At 52.1% G+C, this 19,377-nt stretch carries 19 protein-coding genes; 3 read left to right on the top strand and 16 right to left on the bottom strand.

What is annotated here, in order from left to right:
• Positions 1–45 precede the first annotated feature (45 nt).
• On the top strand, positions 46–906 hold the full coding sequence (pdxY, locus tag OGX66_RS24260; RefSeq protein WP_270921804.1) for a pyridoxal kinase PdxY: 861 nt from the start codon (positions 46–48) through the stop codon (positions 904–906).
• Positions 907–989: 83 nt separating this feature from the next.
• Here the strand turns inward: pdxY and gstA are convergent, their stop codons facing one another.
• The 12 genes from gstA to blr form a co-directional block, all read right to left on the bottom strand.
• Complete coding sequence (gene gstA, locus OGX66_RS24255; RefSeq protein ID WP_003029164.1) at positions 990–1,595, bottom strand: glutathione transferase GstA; 606 nt, start codon at positions 1,593–1,595, stop codon at positions 990–992.
• A 104-nt stretch (positions 1,596–1,699) separates the two neighbouring features.
• The gene (gene dtpA, locus OGX66_RS24250; protein ID WP_003843542.1) at positions 1,700–3,205 is read right to left on the bottom strand and encodes a dipeptide/tripeptide permease DtpA; all 1,506 of its coding nucleotides are present in this window, start codon (positions 3,203–3,205) and stop codon (positions 1,700–1,702) included.
• A 613-nt stretch (positions 3,206–3,818) separates the two neighbouring features.
• Positions 3,819–4,454, bottom strand: coding sequence for an endonuclease III (gene nth, locus OGX66_RS24245; RefSeq protein WP_003029161.1), 636 nt, complete (start codon positions 4,452–4,454; stop codon positions 3,819–3,821).
• Positions 4,451–5,146 (bottom strand): electron transport complex subunit E, encoded by a 696-nt coding sequence (locus OGX66_RS24240; RefSeq protein ID WP_003843545.1) that lies wholly within the window; start codon positions 5,144–5,146, stop codon positions 4,451–4,453. Before OGX66_RS24240 ends, nth begins: the two co-directional genes overlap by 4 nt.
• A gap of 3 nt (positions 5,147–5,149) precedes the next feature.
• Positions 5,150–5,770, bottom strand: coding sequence for an electron transport complex subunit RsxG (gene rsxG / locus OGX66_RS24235; RefSeq protein ID WP_003029155.1), 621 nt, complete (start codon positions 5,768–5,770; stop codon positions 5,150–5,152).
• A 9-nt stretch (positions 5,771–5,779) separates the two neighbouring features.
• Positions 5,780–6,832, bottom strand: coding sequence for an electron transport complex subunit RsxD (rsxD, locus tag OGX66_RS24230; RefSeq protein WP_003836424.1), 1,053 nt, complete (start codon positions 6,830–6,832; stop codon positions 5,780–5,782).
• Complete coding sequence (gene rsxC, locus OGX66_RS24225; RefSeq protein WP_088902342.1) at positions 6,833–8,950, bottom strand: electron transport complex subunit RsxC; 2,118 nt, start codon at positions 8,948–8,950, stop codon at positions 6,833–6,835.
• Complete coding sequence (gene rsxB / locus OGX66_RS24220) at positions 8,943–9,521, bottom strand: electron transport complex subunit RsxB (RefSeq protein WP_003029148.1); 579 nt, start codon at positions 9,519–9,521, stop codon at positions 8,943–8,945. The genes rsxC and rsxB overlap by 8 nt, the downstream gene beginning before the upstream one ends.
• Positions 9,521–10,102, bottom strand: a complete 582-nt coding sequence (rsxA, locus tag OGX66_RS24215) for an electron transport complex subunit RsxA (protein ID WP_270921805.1) — start codon at positions 10,100–10,102, stop codon at positions 9,521–9,523. The genes rsxB and rsxA overlap by 1 nt, the downstream gene beginning before the upstream one ends.
• Positions 10,103–10,178: 76 nt before the next feature.
• Positions 10,179–10,619: a DUF2569 domain-containing protein gene (locus tag OGX66_RS24210; protein WP_003832803.1), complete on the bottom strand. Its 441-nt coding sequence runs from the start codon at positions 10,617–10,619 to the stop codon at positions 10,179–10,181.
• 91 nt (positions 10,620–10,710) lie between these two features.
• Positions 10,711–10,926 (bottom strand): transcription modulator YdgT, encoded by a 216-nt coding sequence (gene ydgT / locus OGX66_RS24205; protein ID WP_003029138.1) that lies wholly within the window; start codon positions 10,924–10,926, stop codon positions 10,711–10,713.
• Positions 10,927–11,217: 291 nt separating this feature from the next.
• The gene (gene blr / locus OGX66_RS24200) at positions 11,218–11,343 is read right to left on the bottom strand and encodes a division septum protein Blr (protein ID WP_003029134.1); all 126 of its coding nucleotides are present in this window, start codon (positions 11,341–11,343) and stop codon (positions 11,218–11,220) included.
• Between the two features lie 240 nt (positions 11,344–11,583).
• Between blr and OGX66_RS24195 the strand changes: the two genes are divergently transcribed.
• The gene (locus OGX66_RS24195; protein ID WP_003836419.1) at positions 11,584–12,624 is read left to right on the top strand and encodes an oxidoreductase; all 1,041 of its coding nucleotides are present in this window, start codon (positions 11,584–11,586) and stop codon (positions 12,622–12,624) included.
• Positions 12,625–12,725: 101 nt separating this feature from the next.
• On the opposite strand, the gene add is transcribed toward OGX66_RS24195, so the two are convergent.
• The 3 genes from add to malX all read right to left on the bottom strand — a co-directional run bounded on the left by add (position 12,726) and on the right by malX (position 16,603).
• Positions 12,726–13,727, bottom strand: coding sequence for an adenosine deaminase (add, locus tag OGX66_RS24190; protein WP_088902341.1), 1,002 nt, complete (start codon positions 13,725–13,727; stop codon positions 12,726–12,728).
• A 100-nt stretch (positions 13,728–13,827) separates the two neighbouring features.
• Positions 13,828–15,000 (bottom strand): MalY/PatB family protein, encoded by a 1,173-nt coding sequence (locus OGX66_RS24185; RefSeq protein ID WP_071697165.1) that lies wholly within the window; start codon positions 14,998–15,000, stop codon positions 13,828–13,830.
• Positions 15,001–15,010: 10 nt separating this feature from the next.
• Positions 15,011–16,603, bottom strand: coding sequence for a maltose/glucose-specific PTS transporter subunit IIBC (gene malX, locus OGX66_RS24180; protein WP_136345950.1), 1,593 nt, complete (start codon positions 16,601–16,603; stop codon positions 15,011–15,013).
• Between the two features lie 169 nt (positions 16,604–16,772).
• On the opposite strand from malX, the gene OGX66_RS24175 reads away from it, so the two are divergent.
• On the top strand, positions 16,773–17,801 hold the full coding sequence (locus OGX66_RS24175) for a Mal regulon transcriptional regulator MalI (protein ID WP_003843556.1): 1,029 nt from the start codon (positions 16,773–16,775) through the stop codon (positions 17,799–17,801).
• 47 nt (positions 17,802–17,848) lie between these two features.
• Here the strand turns inward: OGX66_RS24175 and OGX66_RS24170 are convergent, their stop codons facing one another.
• A complete protein-coding gene (locus OGX66_RS24170; protein ID WP_003028973.1) occupies positions 17,849–19,357 on the bottom strand; it encodes a YdgA family protein in 1,509 nt (502 codons plus the stop codon).
• Between the last annotated feature and the right edge of the window lie 20 nt (positions 19,358–19,377).

Raw genomic sequence — 19,377 nt, 5'->3', positions numbered from 1 at the left:
TGGGAAACTACGCCCCTTTATTTTTTCAGGGTTGTGGTAAGTAAAATGAAGAATATCCTCGCTATCCAGTCCCACGTTGTTTTTGGCCATGCGGGCAACAGTGCAGCAGAATTTCCGATGCGTCGTCTTGGCGCAAACGTCTGGCCGTTGAATACCGTCCAGTTTTCAAACCACACGCAGTATGGCAAATGGACCGGTTGCGTTATGCCGCCGAGCCACCTGACTGAAATTGTCCAGGGCATTGCTGATATTGATAAACTCCAGACCTGTGACGCAGTACTGAGCGGCTATCTGGGCTCCGCCGAACAGGGCGAGCATATTCTGGGTATTGTACGTAAAGTAAAAGCGGCCAACCCGCAGGCAAAATACTTTTGCGATCCGGTGATGGGACACCCTGAAAAGGGGTGTATCGTAGCTCCGGGTGTGGCGGAATTTCATGTACGTCATGCGCTTCCGGCTAGTGACATTATTGCCCCGAATTTGGTTGAGCTCGAAATTCTGTGCGAGCATGCGGTGAACAATGTCGATGAGGCCGTTGCGGCGGCGCGTGAACTGATCGCTCAGGGACCTGAAATTGTACTGATGAAGCATCTGGCACGCGCAGGTATTAGCACCGACCGTTTCGAGATGCTGCTGGTCACCGCTGAACAGGCGTGGCATATCAGTCGCCCGCTGGTCGATTTTGGCGCACGTCAACCGGTGGGTGTGGGTGATGTTACCAGTGGCTTGTTGCTGGTGAAACTGTTACAGGGCGCGTCTTTACAGCAGGCGCTTGAGCATGTGACTGCGGCAGTGTACGAAGTGATGATCGCCACTAAAGAGATGCACGAGTATGAGTTGCAAGTGGTGGCCGCGCAGGATCGCATCGCGAAGCCTGAACACTACTTCAGCGCAACGCAGCTGTAATCAATGCCCGATGGCGTTCACGCTTATCGGGCATATTTTTAGCTGTAGGCCGGGCAAGCGCAAGCACCACCCGGCAACAACAATTAATTTAACCCTTCTGCTTTAAGCGCCGCGGCAACCGCCGGGCGTTCAGCCATACGCGCCATATACGCGTCGATATGGCTTAATCCTGCCATATTCAGCTTAACCGCATAGGCCCAACGCAGTACGGTAAACAGGTAGGCATCGGCGATGCTGAAGCGCGGGCCGCAGATCCATTGGTTATCTTTTAGCGAGTCGTTCACATACTGCATTTTTTTCTCCAGCAGCGCGCGAACGGTTGGCTTGAAGTCTTCCGGCGTATCGGGACGGAACAGTGGCGTAAAGCCTTTATGCAGTTCTGTCGCAATGTAGTTAAGCCATTCGATGGTTTTGTAACGGGAGAGGCTGCTGGTAGGGGCAAGGAGCTGACGGTCTGGCACGCTGTCCGCCAGGTATTGCATGATGGCGACACCTTCGGTAAGTAGCGTACCATCATCCAGCAGCAGTGCGGGAACTTGCCCTTTTGGGTTTACCGCGAAAAAATCATCGCCATTTTCCAGACGTTTCTTCATCAGATCAACACCATCCAGCGTGAAATCTTTACCGCTCTCACGAAGTGTGATGTGGGAAGCGAGAGAACAAGCGCCCGGTTTGTAGAACAGTTTCATCGGTAACTCCTTTTGGCTGAGGTATATCGTATGGTAGTGCTACCTCATGCAAAAAAAAAGCCGCTAACAACAGTTAGCGGCCTGAAAATGAGTTTCCCTGAGAATTACGCTGTCGCGGCCTTAGAGGCTTTCTCATCGGCTTCGTCATCCTGAGTCATACGGTTCAGTTTCGGAGCCGTCAGCAGCATCAGAACAGCGATAACAGCCGTCGCAACACCAATCTGCAGGAACACACGACCGTAGACTTCAAGGGACATCAGCGGGTCAGTCACATTCTCTGGTACAGCCATCATGTTAGCGACGTAGCCACCGATGATGTTTGCACCGGCAGTGGTCAGGAACCAGCTACCCATGATGAAGCCCATCAGGCGTTGCGGAACCAGCTGTGCCACCATTGCCAGACCCAGACCGGAGATCATCAGCTCACCGATACTTTGCAGGCCATAGCAGATAATCAGCCAGTTAACGGAAACGATGCCCGCATCGGTAGCGAATTTCGCGCCCAGCGGCAGGATCAGGAATGCACCGGAACACAGAACCATACCAATCGCAAACTTGGTCGGCATCGGCAGGGTATCGCCCATCTTGTTATAGATAGCGGCGAGGATTGGGCTACCAATGATGATCCAGAACGGGTTCAGCGCCTGGTACTGTTCAGGTTCGAAAGCAATGCCAAGAATAGAGTGCTCAACGTTACGAATCGCAAAGAAGTTCAGTGAGGTCGGCATCTGGCTGTACAGCACGAAGAAGATAATCGCTTCCAGCATCAGAATGAAGGCGACGATCATTTTACGACGTGCAGCGCCTTTCATGGTGAAGGCTTCTTTACCGAAGATAAACACGATACCGATAGCAATTACACCCAGAACCATACGTGCGATCTGCTGGTTGTGCAGCAGCCAGGTCGCAATCGCGATCAGAACCACAACGCCAACGATAGTCAGCAGCAGGTTACGGAAGTTGATTGGTTCAAAGTCAGGTTTAGAACCGTACTGTTTAACCCAGCGCTGACAGAATGCGAAGTTAACAACGGTAATCAGCATACCCACGACGCTCAGCGCGAACGCAGTGCTCCAGCCGTAACGCGCAGCTAACCATGGCGTTGCCAGCATAGAGAAGAATGAACCGATGTTGACGGACATGTAGTACATGGTAAATGCACCATCAAGACGCGGGTCATCTTTGGCATAGCAGGTAGAGAGCAGGGAGGATGGGTTTGCTTTAAACAGGCCGTTACCGACCGCGATAGCCGCCATGCCCATATAAACGATACCCGCATCGTGACCGGACCATGCTACCAACGCATAACCGATGGCCAGGACAACGGCACCCAGCATAATGACACGTTTTGTTCCCAGAACTTTATCACCTAACCAGCCGCCAATGGCAACCAGACCGTACACCAGGGCGCTAAAGGACGAGAAAAGGGTGATGGAATCCGCTTCTGACATACCCAGCTGTTTAACCAGGTAGACGGCCATAATCCCTTGCAGGCCGTAATAGCCAAAACGTTCCCACAGCTCAATAGAGAAAATGAGATAGAACGCTTTTGGTTGTTTGAAGGCGTTTAAACTTACGCTTTCTGTTGGTTTATTGTTTGCAGTAGACACTTTTACCTCTTTTTTTACATCCCATATCAACGGGGGTGTTCAGGTACGTGATGAGTCAAGTTCATCCGTCCGATTGTTATAGTGGGAGGGGAAACGGCAAGTAATGTTCACTATCTTGACCATTCAGACAAGTGGTTTGTAATAATCTGTTACATATATCATGACTGGTGAAATCGTCGGGGCTGCGAAATGTTATCTAGCGTTAAATTTCTTCATTTGTAAAATGGCAGATTTTTACACTGTTTAATCACCGCTAAAACCGCAATGTGGCGATATGTTCTGCTATTTAAGGTTGAATCCAGTGATATAGGCCATTATCTGAAAAATAGGCAGTGTAATGTTTTGTTTATAAACTGTGCAGTTAGGTCATCTAATTGTCACCTTAACTAAAAAATAAAAACTTATTAACATTGTGTTGGCTGGATGATCTGGATCACGTATAGATAGAAATTTCTTTTGCTAAAAAAACGATTAACCTGCTCAGGTGTTAATTAACAAGAATATTGCATTAGATTTGAGCAATTGAATGGCATCATTGTCGGGAAAAGAAACTTTGGGGAGTGCATAACTAAACGTTATGTATGTATGGGGCAAAGAGGATGCCCCGGCAGCATTAGATATCGACTTTCTCTTTGAATTCGCAGAGATCTTCGATGATACAGGAACCACAACGTGGCTTTCTGGCTATACAGGTGTAGCGGCCATGAAGAATTAACCAGTGGTGGCAATCGACTTTAAATTCACTGGGTACGACTTTCAGTAGCTTTTCTTCTACCTGCTCGACGTTTTTACCTGGGGCGAATTGTGTCCGGTTACATACCCGGAAAATGTGGGTATCTACGGCAATAGTGGGCCAGCCAAAGGCGGTATTTAACACCACATTAGCCGTCTTGCGCCCAACGCCGGGGAGAGCTTCTAACGCAGCACGGTCTTCAGGCACTTCACCATTATGTTGTTCCAGCAGAATGCGGCAGGTTTTAATTACGTTTTCCGCTTTGCTGTTAAACAAACCGATTGTCTTGATGTAGGACTTAACACCTTCAACTCCGAGCTCCAGCATCGCAGCAGGCGTATTGGCGACGGGGTATAGTTTAGCCGTCGCTTTATTGACGCTGACATCGGTGGCCTGAGCGGAAAGCAAGACCGAAATCAGCAGTTCAAACGGCGATGTAAAATTAAGCTCGGTTGTCGGATGCGGGTTGTTATCCCGCAGGCGAGTCAGTATTTCCAGACGTTTTGCTTTGTTCATGAGACATTCCCTGTTTCACCAGTTGGACTGTCCGCGACAGCCGCTTCGGCACGACGTTTCTTCATTCTCTCATCAATCAGGTACTTAACTGCCAGCATCAAGCCCAGACCAATAAACGCGCCTGGTGGCAGCATGGCCAGCAGAAACGGCGTATCAGTATGGAAGATCTCAACGCGCAATACTTTGGCCCAGCTACCCAACAAACCGTCTGCGCCATCAAACAGTGTACCGTTACCAATTATTTCGCGCAGCGAGCCCAGAACAAACATGGCGCCGGTCGCCCCCATACCGATGGAAAAACCATCGAGTGCGGATAATGCAGGGCCTTTTTTGGCGGCGAAGGCCTCTGCGCGGCCAACAACAATACAGTTGGTCACAATCAGTGGGATAAAGATGCCCAGAGACTGATACAGGCCAAAGGCATAGGCATTGATCAGCATCTGCACCGCACTCACCACGGAGGCGATGATCATGACATAAATTGGAATACGGATTTCAGGCGGAGTCCAGCGACGAAGGGCCGAAATCGTCAGGTTGGTCAGCGTCAGAACGAGCGTCGTCGCGAGCCCCAGCCCCAGCGCGTTAGTGGCGGTAGAGGTAACGGCCAACAGCGGACACATCCCGAGTAGCTGCACAAGCGCGGAGTTATTTTTCCATAACCCCTGGACAATAACGTCTTTAATTTCGCTCATGGTTTATTCTCCACAGGCGCTAAGTTGAGGAAGCTGCGCGGGTAGCGTTTGCGCATACAAACCGGCGCGTTTTACTGCGTTCACTACCGCCCGCGGCGTAATGGTTGCGCCAGTAAACTGGTCAAAGTCGCCGCCGTCTTTTTTCACAGCCCAGTGGGCATCGTTACCCGTAGCGATCGTTTTGCCGCTAAAGTGGGTGATCCAGTCGGAAAGTCGCAGTTCGATTTTATCGCCCAGTCCCGGGGTTTCATGATGCTCAGTTACCCGCGTACCCAACACGGTACCCGTAAAATCGACACCAACCAGCAGTTGAATCGCCCCGGAATACCCATCTGGCGCCGTAGCTTCAAGAATTGCTGCAACGGGACGGTCGTCCTGGCGGGCAATATACACGCGGTGAGTACCTTTGCCCAATGCCTGCGCATTGACCAGATAACAGCTCTCAGACAAGTTATTATTGTAGCGATCGCCAGGTAGCACCTGATCGAACAGTGCCTTTTGCTGCAGCGCGGCCTGTTCATCAATGGTGGACTTGGTTAATTGATTGATTGCCGCGGTTAATCCCGTTGAACCAGCAGCAAACAGTGCCAGCGTAATACCGTGTTTACGAATCGTTTTCAGCATTGGGAGTCCTTAGCGATGTCCGTACACGCGAGGGCGGGTGTAATAATCAATCAGGGGAACCGTGATATTTGCCAGTAATACGGCAAAGGCTACACCGTCAGGATAACCGCCAAAACTGCGAATCAACCATACTAACAACCCCGCAAGTGCGCCAAAAATCAGGCGGCCGCGGTTAGTTGTCGAGGCCGTAACGGGGTCGGTAAGAATAAAAAATGCACCCAGCATGGTTGCGCCGGAAAGCAGGTGTAACTGAGGAGACGCGAGTGACTCAGGTGAGAACAACCATCCCAGAGTGGCGCAAACGGCGAGCGACAGCAGAAAGCTAACCGGGATATGCCAGCGAATCGCCCCCTGCCATAACAGAACGATACCACCCGCCAGCCAGGCAAGATTAACCCACTGCCAGCCCGCGCCTGCCAGCACACCGCTGTAAATCGGGTATTGCATCACCTGTTCAACGGTATGCCCGGCATGCAGTGATGTCTTAAAGGTATCGAGAGGCGTTGCCTGGCTGATACCATCAATGCCCATACGCAGTGTATTCATATCCCCACCGCTGACGGTATGGCCGCTAAGGATAACGTTCAGCGCGTCAAAGAACCCTGGCACTGTAGCCGCAATTTCGTGCGGCGGCAGCCAACTGGTCATCTGTACTGGAAATGAGATTAGCAGCACGACGTAACCAATCATGGCAGGGTTAAACGGGTTCTGACCGAGACCGCCATACAGCTGTTTCGCAATGATAACCGCGAATACCGTGCCCAATACCACCATCCACCAGGGGGCGAGCGGGGGAATGCTCACGGCCAGCAGCAACCCGGTGAGTAACGCAGAGTTGTCTTTTAAAATCGGCACAATGGGTTGTTTACGCAGTTTAAGCACGCCCGCTTCGGCTGCGATAGCGCTGATGGCGGCCAGAATTATCTGGAACAACGTACCCCAGCCGAAGAACCACAGCTGTGCGGCGATCCCCGGCAATGCCGCAAGTAACACCAACATCATGATACGCGATGTCTGGCGCTGGTTATGGGTATAAGGGGAGCTTGCTATTCTGAATACCATTTATTCCTCGTTAACAACCTGCTGCTGTGCGGCTTTCTTTGCCTGAGCGCGTGCGATAGCGGCCGCGACGGCGGCTTTGCGTGGATCAGCCGGTTCGGCTGTTTCCGGTACCGCCTGCTGCTCGAGCTTGCGGGCCTTAGCGCGGGCGATTGCCGCTTCCACGGCGGCTTTACGTGGATCAACCGGTTCGGCTGTTTCCGGTACCACCTGCTGCTCGAGCTTGCGGGCCTTAGCGCGGGCGATGGCCGCTTCAACGGCGGCTTTGCGTGGATCAACCGGTTCGGCTGTTTCCGGTACCGCCTGCTGCTCGAGCTTGCGGGCTTTGGCGCGGGCGATGGCCGCTTCCACGGCGGCTTTGCGTGGATCAACCGGTTCGGATGTTTCCGGTACCGCCTGCTGCTCGAGCTTGCGGGCTTTGGCGCGAGCAATTGCCGCTTCGACGGCAGCTTTACGCGGATCTGTACCCGTGCTGCTGCCTTCACTTTGCGGCGAATTTTCCTTACGGGAAGCACGAGCTTGCGCCTTACGCGCCTCGCGTGCGGCAATCACTGCGCTATTGTCAGGTTTTTCACCTGCCTGAATTACTACCGGCTGCAGCGCCTGAGCCTGTTTTTCTTTTACGCGAGCCAGCGCAGCGGCAATAGCATCATGGTCTTTGGCCGCCGGTTGAGCAGCGGCGCTCTTATGGCGTTCAAGACGCGCTGCTTTTTCACGTTCAAGGCGCGCCTGTCGGGCTTCAAACCGTGCTTTCGCTTCAGCGGCTCGTTTTTCTTCCTGGCTAATGGCGTAAATCTCGGCTTTTTCCTGGCGGAAATACTGCACCAGCGGAATATTGCTTGGGCATACCCAGGCGCAGGCACCGCATTCAATGCAGTCGGCAATATTGTGGGCCGTTGCTTTGTCGTGCTGTTGCCCTTTACTGAACCAATAAAGCTGTTGTGGCAGGAGATCCGCCGGACAGGCATCGGCGCATGCGCTACAGCGAATGCAGCCTTTTTCTTCCGGCGTTTCACCCATTTCACTGGCAGAGGGGGCCAGAAGACAGTTGGTAATCTTCACCACCGGGACATCCAGCCATGGCAGCGTAAACCCCATCAACGGTCCGCCCATAATCACCATCTGGTCGGCGGAAGGGCAGAAGCCCGCGTCGTTGAGCAGATGACGAACCGGCGTGCCCAAACGCGCCCAGACGTTGCCCGGACGGCTGACGGCTTCACCGGTAAGCGTCACGACACGTTCGGTGATCGGCTCACCGTCAATTACTGCACGTTTAATTGCATAGGCGGTTCCGACGTTTTGCATCAATACGCCGATATCTGAGGAGCGTCCACCGTGGGGAACCTGCTTGCCAGTCAGGATTTGTGTTAACTGTTTAGCCCCGCCGGAAGGGTACTTGGTGGGGATCACGCGCAAACTGATGTCGTGTGAATCAGCCAGCACCGCGCGCAGCATAGATATTGCCTGCGGCTTGTTATCTTCTATGCCGAGGAGGATATCGCGTGGCTGAAGAATGTGCGCCAGGATGCGGATCCCTTCGACGACCTGAGCCGCACAGTCCTGCATCAGGCGGTCATCTGCCGTAATGTACGGCTCGCATTCGGCGGCGTTAATGATCAGCGTTTCAATTTTATCTCCGCCGCCCTGCAGTTTAACGCCGGTGGGAAAACCTGCGCCACCCAGCCCGGCGACGCCGAACTGATGAATACGCGCAATCAGCTCTTCCCGGTTGCGGGAGCGGTAATCGGTCCAGCCGTCTCGCTCAATCCAGCGGTCTTCTCCATCGGCGTCTATGATAACGCTCAACTCAGCCAGTGCCGAAGGATGTGCGGTGGAGTGCGGGGCAATGGCAACCACGGTACCTGATGTTGGCGCATGGACTGGAAGCATTTTGCCACGCCCGCGGGTTAATGCCTGACCACGCAGCACGGTGTCACCCACGTTTACGCACAGTTCACCCTCCGCACCAATATGTTGTTTCAGCGGAATAACGAAACGCGGTGCCAGCGGAACCTGTCGCAACGGTGTTCCGTTTGACTGGGTTTTCATTTCTGGTGGATGAATGCCACCATCAAAGTCCCAGATTTTATTTTTTCTGAATGCAGAGAATAACTTAAACATGTTGTTCCACGGGAATGATGCGCACAGGGATGGTGTTTAAATCCCATTTCCAGCTATCGGGTGTCTCGGCTACCGGGCGTAATTCAATGCATTGCGTCGGGCACGGGTCAACACACAGGTTGCACCCAGTGCAGAGATCGCTCATTACCGTGTGCATGGCGCGAGTCGCGCCCACGATCGCATCGACCGGGCAGGCCTGAATACACTTAGTGCACCCGATACAGTTATTTTCATCAATGACCGCCAGCATACGCACCGGCGTAACGTCTTGTTCATCACCATCAATAGGCTGCGGATCGACGTTCAGCAGGGCGGCAATTTTTAACATCACCGCTTCGCCACCGGGGGCGCAACGGTTAATTTTTTCACCCTGAGAGCCGATCGCTTCAGCGTAAGGATGACAGCCCGGATAGCCGCACTGCCCACACTGGCTTTGCGGGAGAATTTCATCAATTTTCTCCACGACCGGATCATCTTCAACGGCAAAACGTCGTGAGGCGTACCCCAAAATAGCGCCGAACGCCAGACCCAGTACACTCACTGCGGCAACGGCAATCCAGATAGCATTCATTACAACTTCACCAAACCACTAAAGCCCATAAAGGCCAATGACATTAAACCAGCGGTAATCAGCGCAATCGCATTCCCGCGAAACGGCGCCGGGACGTCCGCCACGGCGAGGCGTTCGCGGATCGCGGCGAACAGTACCATCACCAGCGAGAAGCCGACGGCGGCGGAAAAACCGTATAGCGCCGATTGTAAAAAGTTGTGGCCGAGATTGATGTTCAGCAGCGCCACACCTAACACTGCGCAGTTAGTCGTGATCAGCGGTAGGAAGATCCCCAGCAGGCGGTACAGCGCAGGGCTGGTTTTGCGCACAACCATTTCGGTAAACTGCACGACGACGGCGATAACCAGAATAAAAGCCAGCGTGCGCAGATAGATGAGATTGAGCGGGATTAGGATCCAGGTATCAATCAGCCATGCGCAGATGGATGCCAGTGTCATGACAAACGTCGTGGCAAGGCCCATACCCATTGCGGCTTCCAGTTTTTTGGAAACGCCCATAAACGGGCAGAGGCCCAGAAACTTGACCAGTACAAAGTTATTGACCAGTACAGTTCCGACAAACAGCAGCAGGTAATCAGTCATTTTTCGGCCTGAAATAAAAAAGCCGCCTATTATCTGACAATCTACAACAGGCGACAACAGGTTAACTGTAGGGTTATTACGGGTTCACAAACGTCGATTTAACGCGCTGCGATCGCTTGAAGTAGGGCACCAACAGTGCTGCGGCCAGTAATGGGAATAGCAGTTGGCGCACGGCAAAAGCGTCTGGGACAGGTGAAAACGCAAACGCTTTAATCGCCAGCAACACGGAGATCAGCAGCCACAGAATGTAATGCTTGGGCACACAGGCTCTGCGTTTGAAAAACGCAATTGTCAGCCACAGTGTGTAATACCACATGGCGATCGCGGTAACAAAGGAGACGCCCCATAACAGCAAATTTGCTGTACTTTGCTCACCCAGCGTTTTGAAGGTTTGCGGTGTTGCCAGCGCAGTGACATAAAGTAATAACGCCAGCGAAGCGCTCAACAACGCGACTAACAGCCAGGCCAGTGGCCCAAGTAGCCAGCCTCCGATACGTTGTGCCGGTGTGGTAGTCATCTCTTCTCCAGTTTTACGCGCGCAATCAATCATGCCATTCATTTTGGGGCGATTATTATAAAGCTTTTAACGTTGAGCGCTACTTTCTTCTCTATTGCACGTAATGCCAGACTGATTTAGGTACCTGACCAACATCAAACAGACGGCCTCCGGATATAAGCTCCGCACGGCGATGGTCTGCGGCACGGTACATATTGATCATGTCGCTATCGTCGGTGAGCGTGTAGTTTAAATGGTCGAAAAGTTTTTCCAGACTTTCGAGTGAACTGATTTTGCGGAATTTTAATAAGTAATCCTGAACAGTCATAAATGCAGATCCATATTAATAAAATAATACCAACGGAGTAGAAAATATAAAAATAAACAACGTGCACAGGTAAAAGCGGATTTACGTGCAAATGTAAGAAGAGTGTTCATACCTGTGAAAAAGCAGGCGCTATGCGCGTCTTCGGCAAGGGTAACGCGCTTAGCGATCGCTGGCAATATGCAGCGGAGCGGGATGCGGCATAATTCGCTTTTTTTGACAGAAAGCGATCTTTTACCGGCAAACCCTGCAACTACCAATGTTAATTGCCGGGCAATAAAAGGTTGCGGATGCTTATTTCTTCTGCACTGCCGCAACGGGCTCTGGTGGCTGGTAATTGTCAATATGATTGGCAACACCCAGCAGGATCACGGAGACGGCGAGAACAATCCAACCTGTTAATTCAATAAGACGATTCATTACTGATGACATTTGCTTTGATTTATCCATAAACACAGGCTGCAAATGTTACTAATCTCTCATTAATACAGCAAGATGGTTGGGAACGATTTCTCCCTCTTTTTCGCTGCAAGTTAAGCATAAGTGGCATATGTTTGACTTAAGTTAAAAACAACCTTTGTAGCGCAAAGGTTATTAAACTATTGAGACGTTGCAAGGTATGGTGTGAAATAGGTCAGTCCTGAATTGAGAGGCAATAACATGAGTGACAACATCCGCGTTGGGCTAATTGGCTATGGTTATGCCAGTAAAACCTTCCATGCCCCCCTGATTGTGGGCACGCCGGGCCTGGAACTGGCTGCAGTTTCCAGTAGTGATGAAGCAAAAGTGAAGGCAGACTGGCCTACGGTGGCGGTTGTTGCTGAGCCTAAGCATCTTTTTAACGATCCAAATATCGACCTGATTGTGATCCCCACGCCTAATGACACACACTTTCCATTAGCGAAAGCTGCGCTGGAAGCGGGCAAACATGTGGTTGTTGATAAGCCTTTTACTGTGACACTGTCACAAGCTCGTGAGCTGGATACGCTGGCGCGCAGCCTCGGGCGCGTGCTGTCTGTGTTCCATAACCGTCGCTGGGACAGTGATTTTCTGACGCTGAAAGCTCTGCTGGCGGATGGTGTTTTGGGAGAGGTGGCGTATTTCGAATCCCATTTCGATCGTTTCCGCCCGCAGGTTCGTGACCGTTGGCGTGAACAGGGCGGTCCGGGAAGCGGTATCTGGTACGATTTAGCACCGCATCTTTTGGATCAGGCGATTAATCTGTTTGGTTTGCCCGTCAGCCTGACGGTAGACCTGGCCCAGTTGCGTCCAGGCGCGCAGGCGACGGATTACTTCCATGCCATCCTGACGTATCCGCAGCGTCGTGTGATCCTGCATGGCACCATGCTCGCTGCCGCAGAATCGGCCCGTTATATTGTGCACGGATCGCGTGGCAGCTATGTGAAGTATGGTCTTGACCCGCAGGAAGAGCGTCTGAAAAATGGCGAGCGACTACCACAGGAAGACTGGGGTTATGATATGCGCGATGGCGTTTTGACGCGAGTAGAAGGCGAAGAGCAGGTTGAAGAAACCTGGCTTACTGTACCAGGCAACTATCCGGCGTACTATGCTGGCATTCGTGATGCGCTAAACGGTAACGGTGAAAACCCGGTACCGGCGAGACAGGCTATCCAAATTATGGAGCTGATTGAGCTGGGTATCGAATCTGCGAAACATCGTTCGACGCTGTGCCTTGCTTGATTGGACTAATGCCGGATGGAGATGCTCAGGCATTTTATCCGGCCTACAATGAAAACCAACGTAGGCCGGATAAGCGTTAGCGCTATTCAGCACTTTACCCGTTACGCTGCGGCGACTTTCTCGCGCAAGGCTTGTTTTTCTTCGTTACTCAGGAATGCCATTTCCAGACCGTTGATTTGCGCCTGGCGGATCTGTTCGCGCGTTAGGCCTGCAGCTGGTGCGGCAATGGTGTACTCGTGAATAATATCCACACCCTGAACAGCCGGGTCGTCCGTATTCAAACTGGCAATAACGCCATGCTCAAGGAACGTTTTCAGCGGATGGTTCGCTAGTGAGGCAACGGTGCTGGTCTGAATGTTTGATGTCAGGCAGGATTCGATGCCGATACGATGCTCGGCGAGATAATCCATCAACGCACGATCTTCAACGGCTTTAACGCCGTGACCAATACGCTCAGCGCCCAGCTCTTTAATGGCCTGCCAGATGCTTTCTGGTCCTGCGGCTTCGCCCGCATGCACGGTAATATGCCAGCCGGCGTCGCGTGCCTGGTTGAAATGGGACAGGAACAGACTGCCAGGGAATCCCAGTTCGTCACCGGCTAGATCCAGTGCCGTAATATGATCTCGGTGGGCTAACAGCGCATCCAGTTCCTGCAGACAGGCGGCTTCGCCAAAAGTACGGCTCATAATGCCAATTAAGCGTGCTTCGACGCCAAAGGTCTTGCAGCCCTCGCGCACGCCTGCGATGACGGCTTCAACCACACCTGCCACCGGGAGTTGATGCGCCATCGCCATATAGCCTGGTGAAAAACGTAATTCTACATAGTGCAGACCGTTACGTGCTGCATCCTCAATATTTTCAAATGCCACGCGGAGACAGGCATCCAGCGAGGCCAGTACCTTCACGCCCCAGTCGAGCTTGGATAAAAAACTCACTAAATCTGGCTCAGTGGATGTCACTTGCACATGAGGGATCAGCGTTTCCAACGTTTGTGCCGGGAGCGTTAAATTGAACTGACGACCCAGATCCAGAATCGTTTGGGCACGGATGTTACCATCAAGGTGGCGATGGACGTCGGTCAATGGGAGGGAAGTATCAATCATGGTCGCACTCGTGTATTTAGGTAAAGTGCGTCGTATTATAAGAAAAAATCGGGATAAAAATCTATGTTGCGCAATGACTAATTTCATTGCGCAAACTTTATTAGCGTACAGAACGTATGCCGTTAATCAACCCCTGAACGCCTTTTTCAAGTTTGGATCGTGGACATCCGGCATTCAGGCGCACAAAACCGCGTCCTTCTTCGCCGTATGTGTATCCGGGCATGATGGCGACTTTCTGCTGGTGGATGAGCGCTTCCTGCAATGCGTGGTCATCAATGTTGAGCGGACGCAGGTCAATCCATGCCAGATAGGTGGATTGCGGAACCTGCCAGTTCAGTTCGGGGAATGCGGCATTAAGCTCGCGGGCGACGTAATGCAAATTGCTGGTAAGGTAATCGCGCAGCGCATCAAGCCAGCTTGCTCCCTGATGATAGGCGGCAATATGTGCGCTCAGCGCGAGCACTGCTGGTGAGGAAAGACCATCGCGACCTTTTAATGCGCAGAGATAATCGTTACGGCTTTGAGCGTCTTCAATAATTCCGTAAGCCCCGGTCAGTGCCGGAATATTAAAACTTTTTGAACCGGAAGTGAGCAGCGCCCAGTTGTCACGCGCGACATTACTCCAGGGGATATGTGGGTGATCCCCCCATACCATATCCATATGGATCTCATCGGAAATAACTTTTACACCATGGCGCTGACACAGTTCTGCCATGGTTTCCAGCTCATCACGCGTCCACACTTTGCCCGTCGGATTTTGTGGGCTACAGAGCAGAAGAATTTTGCTCTCTGGACGAGACAGGGCATTCTCCAGCGCGGCCATGTCGCAGTACCAACCGTCAGTGCGTTTTTCCAGTTCGACAGCGCGCACCACGCGCTGATTACCTTCAATTGCTTTGTAAAACGCGTCGTACGCCGGCGTATGAATCACCACCGCATCACCCGCAGAAGACCACTGGCGGATCAGCTCCGATACCATATAGATAACCGAGGGGCCATAAACCAGCGACTGAGGATCGATTTGGGTATTATGACGCGATAGAAACCAGTGACTAATCGCCGCAAGAAATTCATCATTTTTCCAGCGACTGTAACCCAACACGCCATGTGACAGGCGCTGAGTCAGCGCCTCCAGAATACAGGGTGCGGTGGCAAAATCCATATCGGAGATGGTGAATGGCAGCAGGTCGGCTGAACCAAAACGGTCGGCAACGTAATCCCACTGAGTACACCAGGTACCATGCCTGTCCACAACCTTTGAAAAATCAAACATATCATTGTCCTTAAGCTTGTACGGTGTTCATCAGAACTGCGATCTCGTCTTTTACTGACTGGACCTGTGGGCCAATAACGACCTGAAGATTATGCTGATTGAGTTGCACTACGCCAATGGCGCGATTGTCCTTCAGTGCCTGTACATTCACAAGAGACATATCTTTCACTGACAAACGCAGACGGGTAATGCAGTTATCCAGGTTGACGATGTTTTCCGCACCGCCAAGCGCCGCCAGAATGGCAGGGACGTTGTAACCGGATTTACCCGGCGCTCCAGCCATTACTTTTTCGATATTGCTGGCAATTTCGACGTCCCGACCTGGTGTTTTCAAATTGAAGCGTGTGATGGCGAAACGGAAGATGACGTAGTACACCGCGAACCAGATCGCCGCCACAACAGGGACCAGATACCACTTGGTAGAGAGTCCATGCAGGATGCCGAACACCACGAAGTCAATCAGGTTACCGTCGGTGTTACCGATGGTGACGCCAAGCACTGCCATCACAGTGAAGCCAAGACCGGTCAGCAGGGCGTGGATCACATACAGAACTGGGGCAACGAACAGGAATAAGAACTCAAGGGGCTCGGTGGTACCGCCGATCACACAGGCAATAAGACCGGAAATTAATAACCCTTTAATTTTATGACGATTTTCAGGGCGAGCACAGTGGTACATAGCGAGCGCTGCCCCCGGTAAACCACCGAGGAACGCAGGCATTTTGCCCTGCGACAGGAAGCGGGTTGCGCTTTCAGAGAAACCTTGTGTTGTCGGGCAGCTCAGTTGGGCCTGGAAAATAGTCAGTGCGCCGCTCACGCTGTGACCGCAGACTTCTTGCGTACCGCCAGCCTCGGTGAAGCGAATAAGCGCCACCAGAATATGATGCAGACCAAACGGCAGCAGCAGACGTTCACCGGTACCAAACAGCATTGGGCCAAATTCTCCCGCGCTGTTGATGATGTGGCCGAGCCCGGTAATGCCCATGGCGAAAACCGGCCAGATCAGGGGAATAACCAGCCCGACCAGCCCCATCACCACCGAGGAGATGATAGGCACAAAGCGGGTGCCGCCGAAGAAAGCCAGCGCATCCGGCAGACGAATGTTGTGGAAACGTTCATGCAGCATCCAGACGATGATCCCGGCAATAACAGCACCGAGGATCCCAGTGTCGATCGACTGGATCCCCAGGATATTCTGCACGTTGTTGGCCTTCAGGATCGCGGCATCCGTGGTAGGTAAGATACCTTTCGCGGTTAACCAGAAGTTGACGGCAAGGTTCATGACCGCATAACCAACAAAACCGGCAAATGCCGCTACGCCTTTGTTCTCGCGAGCAAGGCCTAGAGGTATGGCAATACAGAACATCACCGGTAAGAAACTAAACGCAAATGAGCCGACTTTGCTCATCCAGGTAAAGATGGCCTGCAGTACCGGATTACCCAATGCCGGGATCAGCGTTAAGACATCATGGCTGCTTAACGAGCTGCCGATCCCCAACATGATCCCGCAAAATGAGAGTAGCGCTACGGGGAGCATAAAGGTTTTGCCCAACTGCTGGAAAAATTCCCATAACGTTATTTTTGGTGTAGTTCTCGTCGTCATCAAACGACTCCTCGTAAAAGCTAGCTGACTAATGATGGCGAGAAGATAAAACGTTTTACCTAATTTTAGTGCGGTATAAATCACATTATCGAACGATAATAGGGCGTATAAATATAAGTGATTGATAAAACGTTTTATCCGTCACGTTATCAGGGAGTTTTCCGTTTTTATGGCTATAGCCAAAAAAATAACCATCCATGATGTTGCGCTGGCCGCGGGCGTTTCGGTCAGTACTGTCTCATTGGTGCTTAGTGGAAAAGGTCGTATTTCATCCGCGACAGGCGAACGCGTGAATGCCGCTATTGAGCAACTCGGGTTTGTGCGTAATCGCCAGGCATCGGCGCTGCGTGGCGGGCAGAGCGGGGTAATTGGTTTGATTGTGCGCGATCTTTCTACGCCGTTTTACGCCGAGTTGACGGCGGGTCTGACGGAAGCATTAGAAACGCAGGGGCGCATGGTCTTTTTATTACATGGTGGCAAAGATGGCGAACAGCTCGCGCAGCGTTTCGCTATGTTGCTAAATCAAGGGGTTGATGGTGTGGTGATCGCCGGGGCTGCCGGCAGTAGCGACGACCTACAACAACTGGCCGCCGATAAGGGGATACCGGTGGTGTTTGCTTCTCGGGCAAGCTACCTGGATGATGTCGACACCGTCAGACCTGACAACATGCAGGCTTCGCAATTGCTGGTTGAACATCTTATCCGCCACGGGCATCAGCGAATAGCGTGGTTGGGGGGGCAGAGTTCCTCATTGACTCGCGCAGAGCGTGTCGGCGGCTATTGTACGACGTTGCTAAAGTATGGTTTACCGTTTCATAGCGACTGGGTGCTGGAGTGTTCATCCAGCCAGAAGCAGGCCGCAGAGGAGGTAACCGCGCTGTTACGTCGTAACCCAACGATCAGCGCAGTGGTGTGCTACAACGAAACCATTGCCGTTGGCGCCTGGTTTGGCCTGATGAGAGCGGGGCGTCAGAGTGGTGAAATTGGCGTAGATCGCTATTTCGAACAGCAGATCTCCTTAGCGGGATTTGCCGATGTAGCGGAAAATGCACTGGACGATATCCCCATTATTTGGGCCTGCACGCCTGCGCGTGAAATGGGATATACCCTTGCTGAGCGCATGCTGCAGCGCATTGGGCACGATGATGGTCATTCGCGTAACCTGACGCTTTCCGCTCGTCTGGTGGTGGCCAAATAAAAAAGGCCCGATAAACACACGGTTATCGGGCCTTTTGTCACGCGTATTTACTGTTGCGGGATAGCCGGGGCATCCGGTTCGCCGAGAGAAGGCATACCGAACATGCCAACAAACTCATCCAGCGGCATTTTTTGTCCGTTTAACGTAACCTGTCCGTTTGCGTATTGCAGGCTGGAGCCGATGACGTTGTCCTGCATCGTTGTAATTCGGAACATCTGACCCATTGCCGCCAGGCCATTCACCTGTTGCTTCGCAAGATCGGCCGCTTGCTCCTGCTGATAGCCTTCAATTTTGGCGATCTGCGTCATGAACTCAGTCGCCATATCGACCGGAATCGTCAGCTTGGCATCCAGTGATTTGACCGAACGATCCACTTCCTGAGCCAGCGTTTGTGGTTCCTCAGTATTTGCTGTCGGATCTTTTAGCAGCAGTGACAGATTAAATGCGGTTTCACCTTTCGCATTTTTCCAGCTCAGCGGGGCAATGGTGATAACCGGCTCGCCTTTCATCAGTATCGGCAGCGCATTGAAGAAAGCTTCGGTGACTTTTTGCTGATAAAGCTCAGGATTTTGTACCACATCGATCTGCGCCATCAGCGCCTTGGTTTGGGCGCTATACTGCTGACTGAACTGATGCAGGGCTTCACCGTCAATCTGGGCAACTTTCAGCGTCAGCTTACCGCTACCCATATCCTGGCCCTGTAATTTAAGGCTGTTCAGCGTGTAATCCAGCTGACTGTTGACAGTTTTACCGTCGTTAACCAGATCGGATTTGCCATCGATACCCATGCCCTCCAGAACCGCCAACTCTTTACCCTCGACCGAGATCGACAGTTTTTCGAGTGACAATTTCTGGTCGCCGATGCGCTCACCAAAGCTGGCAATACTGCTGGAACCCTCAGTCTTCAGATTATTGAAAGTCATTTGTACTTTCTGGTCATACTCGTTGACAGCATTGACCACGCCGCTTTGCGCATTGCCTGTCAGCGAGACAGCGTTACCTTCTTTGTCTGCTGTAAACTGGAATTCCCCGCCGCTGAAGGCTACTTTTTCGTCGCCTTTCTCGTAGTTCAGTGGTTTAAGGGAAAGATCGGAACGGGTATCGCCGCTGTAGCTGATACGGGAGTTAATGACAAATGGCGACTCACCCTTGGCAATATCAAACAGCGGTTTGGTAACGTCGTTATTCACCAGCGTCGTTTTCACGGAGGCCATAGCCGGAACCAGATTCAGTGACTTCAGTTGGGCCAGTGGGAAGGGACCGTGATCCACCGTTTCATCCAGGACAATACTTTGCCCCGGTTTCAGCCAGGAATCTGCCTGCCCGGCTATTGGTTTCACCACCAATTGCAGTTGGCTATTGAACACCCCGCGCTGGTAGTTTTGATAACTCAGTTCAATACCCGCCTCAGGGGAGAAACGTTTTAACTGATCGTTTGCCTGCGTCACCATCTCGGCGAGATGCGTTTCGAGTTTCTTTCCTGTGTACCAGGCGCCGCCCGTCCAGACGATACCCAGCGCAACCACCACACCCGCAGCTACCAGCGATTTTTTCATTTTGATATCCATAAAATAAA

This window comes from Citrobacter sp. Cf072 (genome assembly GCF_030334485.1).
Lineage (GTDB): Bacteria > Pseudomonadota > Gammaproteobacteria > Enterobacterales > Enterobacteriaceae > Citrobacter > Citrobacter freundii.
This window is presented reverse-complemented; position numbering and strand designations above follow the sequence as displayed.

Excerpts from the sequence above, each read along its gene's own strand:
- pdxY (WP_270921804.1), top strand. The coding sequence starts at position 46 with ATGAAGAATATCCTCGCTATCCAGTCCCACGTTGTTTTTGGCCATGCG.
- gstA (WP_003029164.1), bottom strand. The coding sequence starts at position 1,595 with ATGAAACTGTTCTACAAACCGGGCGCTTGTTCTCTCGCTTCCCACATC.
- nth (WP_003029161.1), bottom strand. The coding sequence starts at position 4,454 with ATGAACAAAGCAAAACGTCTGGAAATACTGACTCGCCTGCGGGATAAC.
- OGX66_RS24240 (WP_003843545.1), bottom strand. The coding sequence starts at position 5,146 with ATGAGCGAAATTAAAGACGTTATTGTCCAGGGGTTATGGAAAAATAAC.
- rsxG (WP_003029155.1), bottom strand. The coding sequence starts at position 5,770 with ATGCTGAAAACGATTCGTAAACACGGTATTACGCTGGCACTGTTTGCT.
- rsxD (WP_003836424.1), bottom strand. The coding sequence starts at position 6,832 with ATGGTATTCAGAATAGCAAGCTCCCCTTATACCCATAACCAGCGCCAG.
- rsxC (WP_088902342.1), bottom strand. The coding sequence starts at position 8,950 with ATGTTTAAGTTATTCTCTGCATTCAGAAAAAATAAAATCTGGGACTTT.
- rsxB (WP_003029148.1), bottom strand. The coding sequence starts at position 9,521 with ATGAATGCTATCTGGATTGCCGTTGCCGCAGTGAGTGTACTGGGTCTG.
- rsxA (WP_270921805.1), bottom strand. The coding sequence starts at position 10,102 with ATGACTGATTACCTGCTGCTGTTTGTCGGAACTGTACTGGTCAATAAC.
- OGX66_RS24210 (WP_003832803.1), bottom strand. The coding sequence starts at position 10,619 with ATGACTACCACACCGGCACAACGTATCGGAGGCTGGCTACTTGGGCCA.
- ydgT (WP_003029138.1), bottom strand. The coding sequence starts at position 10,926 with ATGACTGTTCAGGATTACTTATTAAAATTCCGCAAAATCAGTTCACTC.
- blr (WP_003029134.1), bottom strand. The coding sequence starts at position 11,343 with ATGAATCGTCTTATTGAATTAACAGGTTGGATTGTTCTCGCCGTCTCC.
- OGX66_RS24195 (WP_003836419.1), top strand. The coding sequence starts at position 11,584 with ATGAGTGACAACATCCGCGTTGGGCTAATTGGCTATGGTTATGCCAGT.
- add (WP_088902341.1), bottom strand. The coding sequence starts at position 13,727 with ATGATTGATACTTCCCTCCCATTGACCGACGTCCATCGCCACCTTGAT.
- OGX66_RS24185 (WP_071697165.1), bottom strand. The coding sequence starts at position 15,000 with ATGTTTGATTTTTCAAAGGTTGTGGACAGGCATGGTACCTGGTGTACT.
- malX (WP_136345950.1), bottom strand. The coding sequence starts at position 16,603 with ATGACGACGAGAACTACACCAAAAATAACGTTATGGGAATTTTTCCAG.
- OGX66_RS24175 (WP_003843556.1), top strand. The coding sequence starts at position 16,773 with ATGGCTATAGCCAAAAAAATAACCATCCATGATGTTGCGCTGGCCGCG.
- OGX66_RS24170 (WP_003028973.1), bottom strand. The coding sequence starts at position 19,357 with ATGAAAAAATCGCTGGTAGCTGCGGGTGTGGTGGTTGCGCTGGGTATC.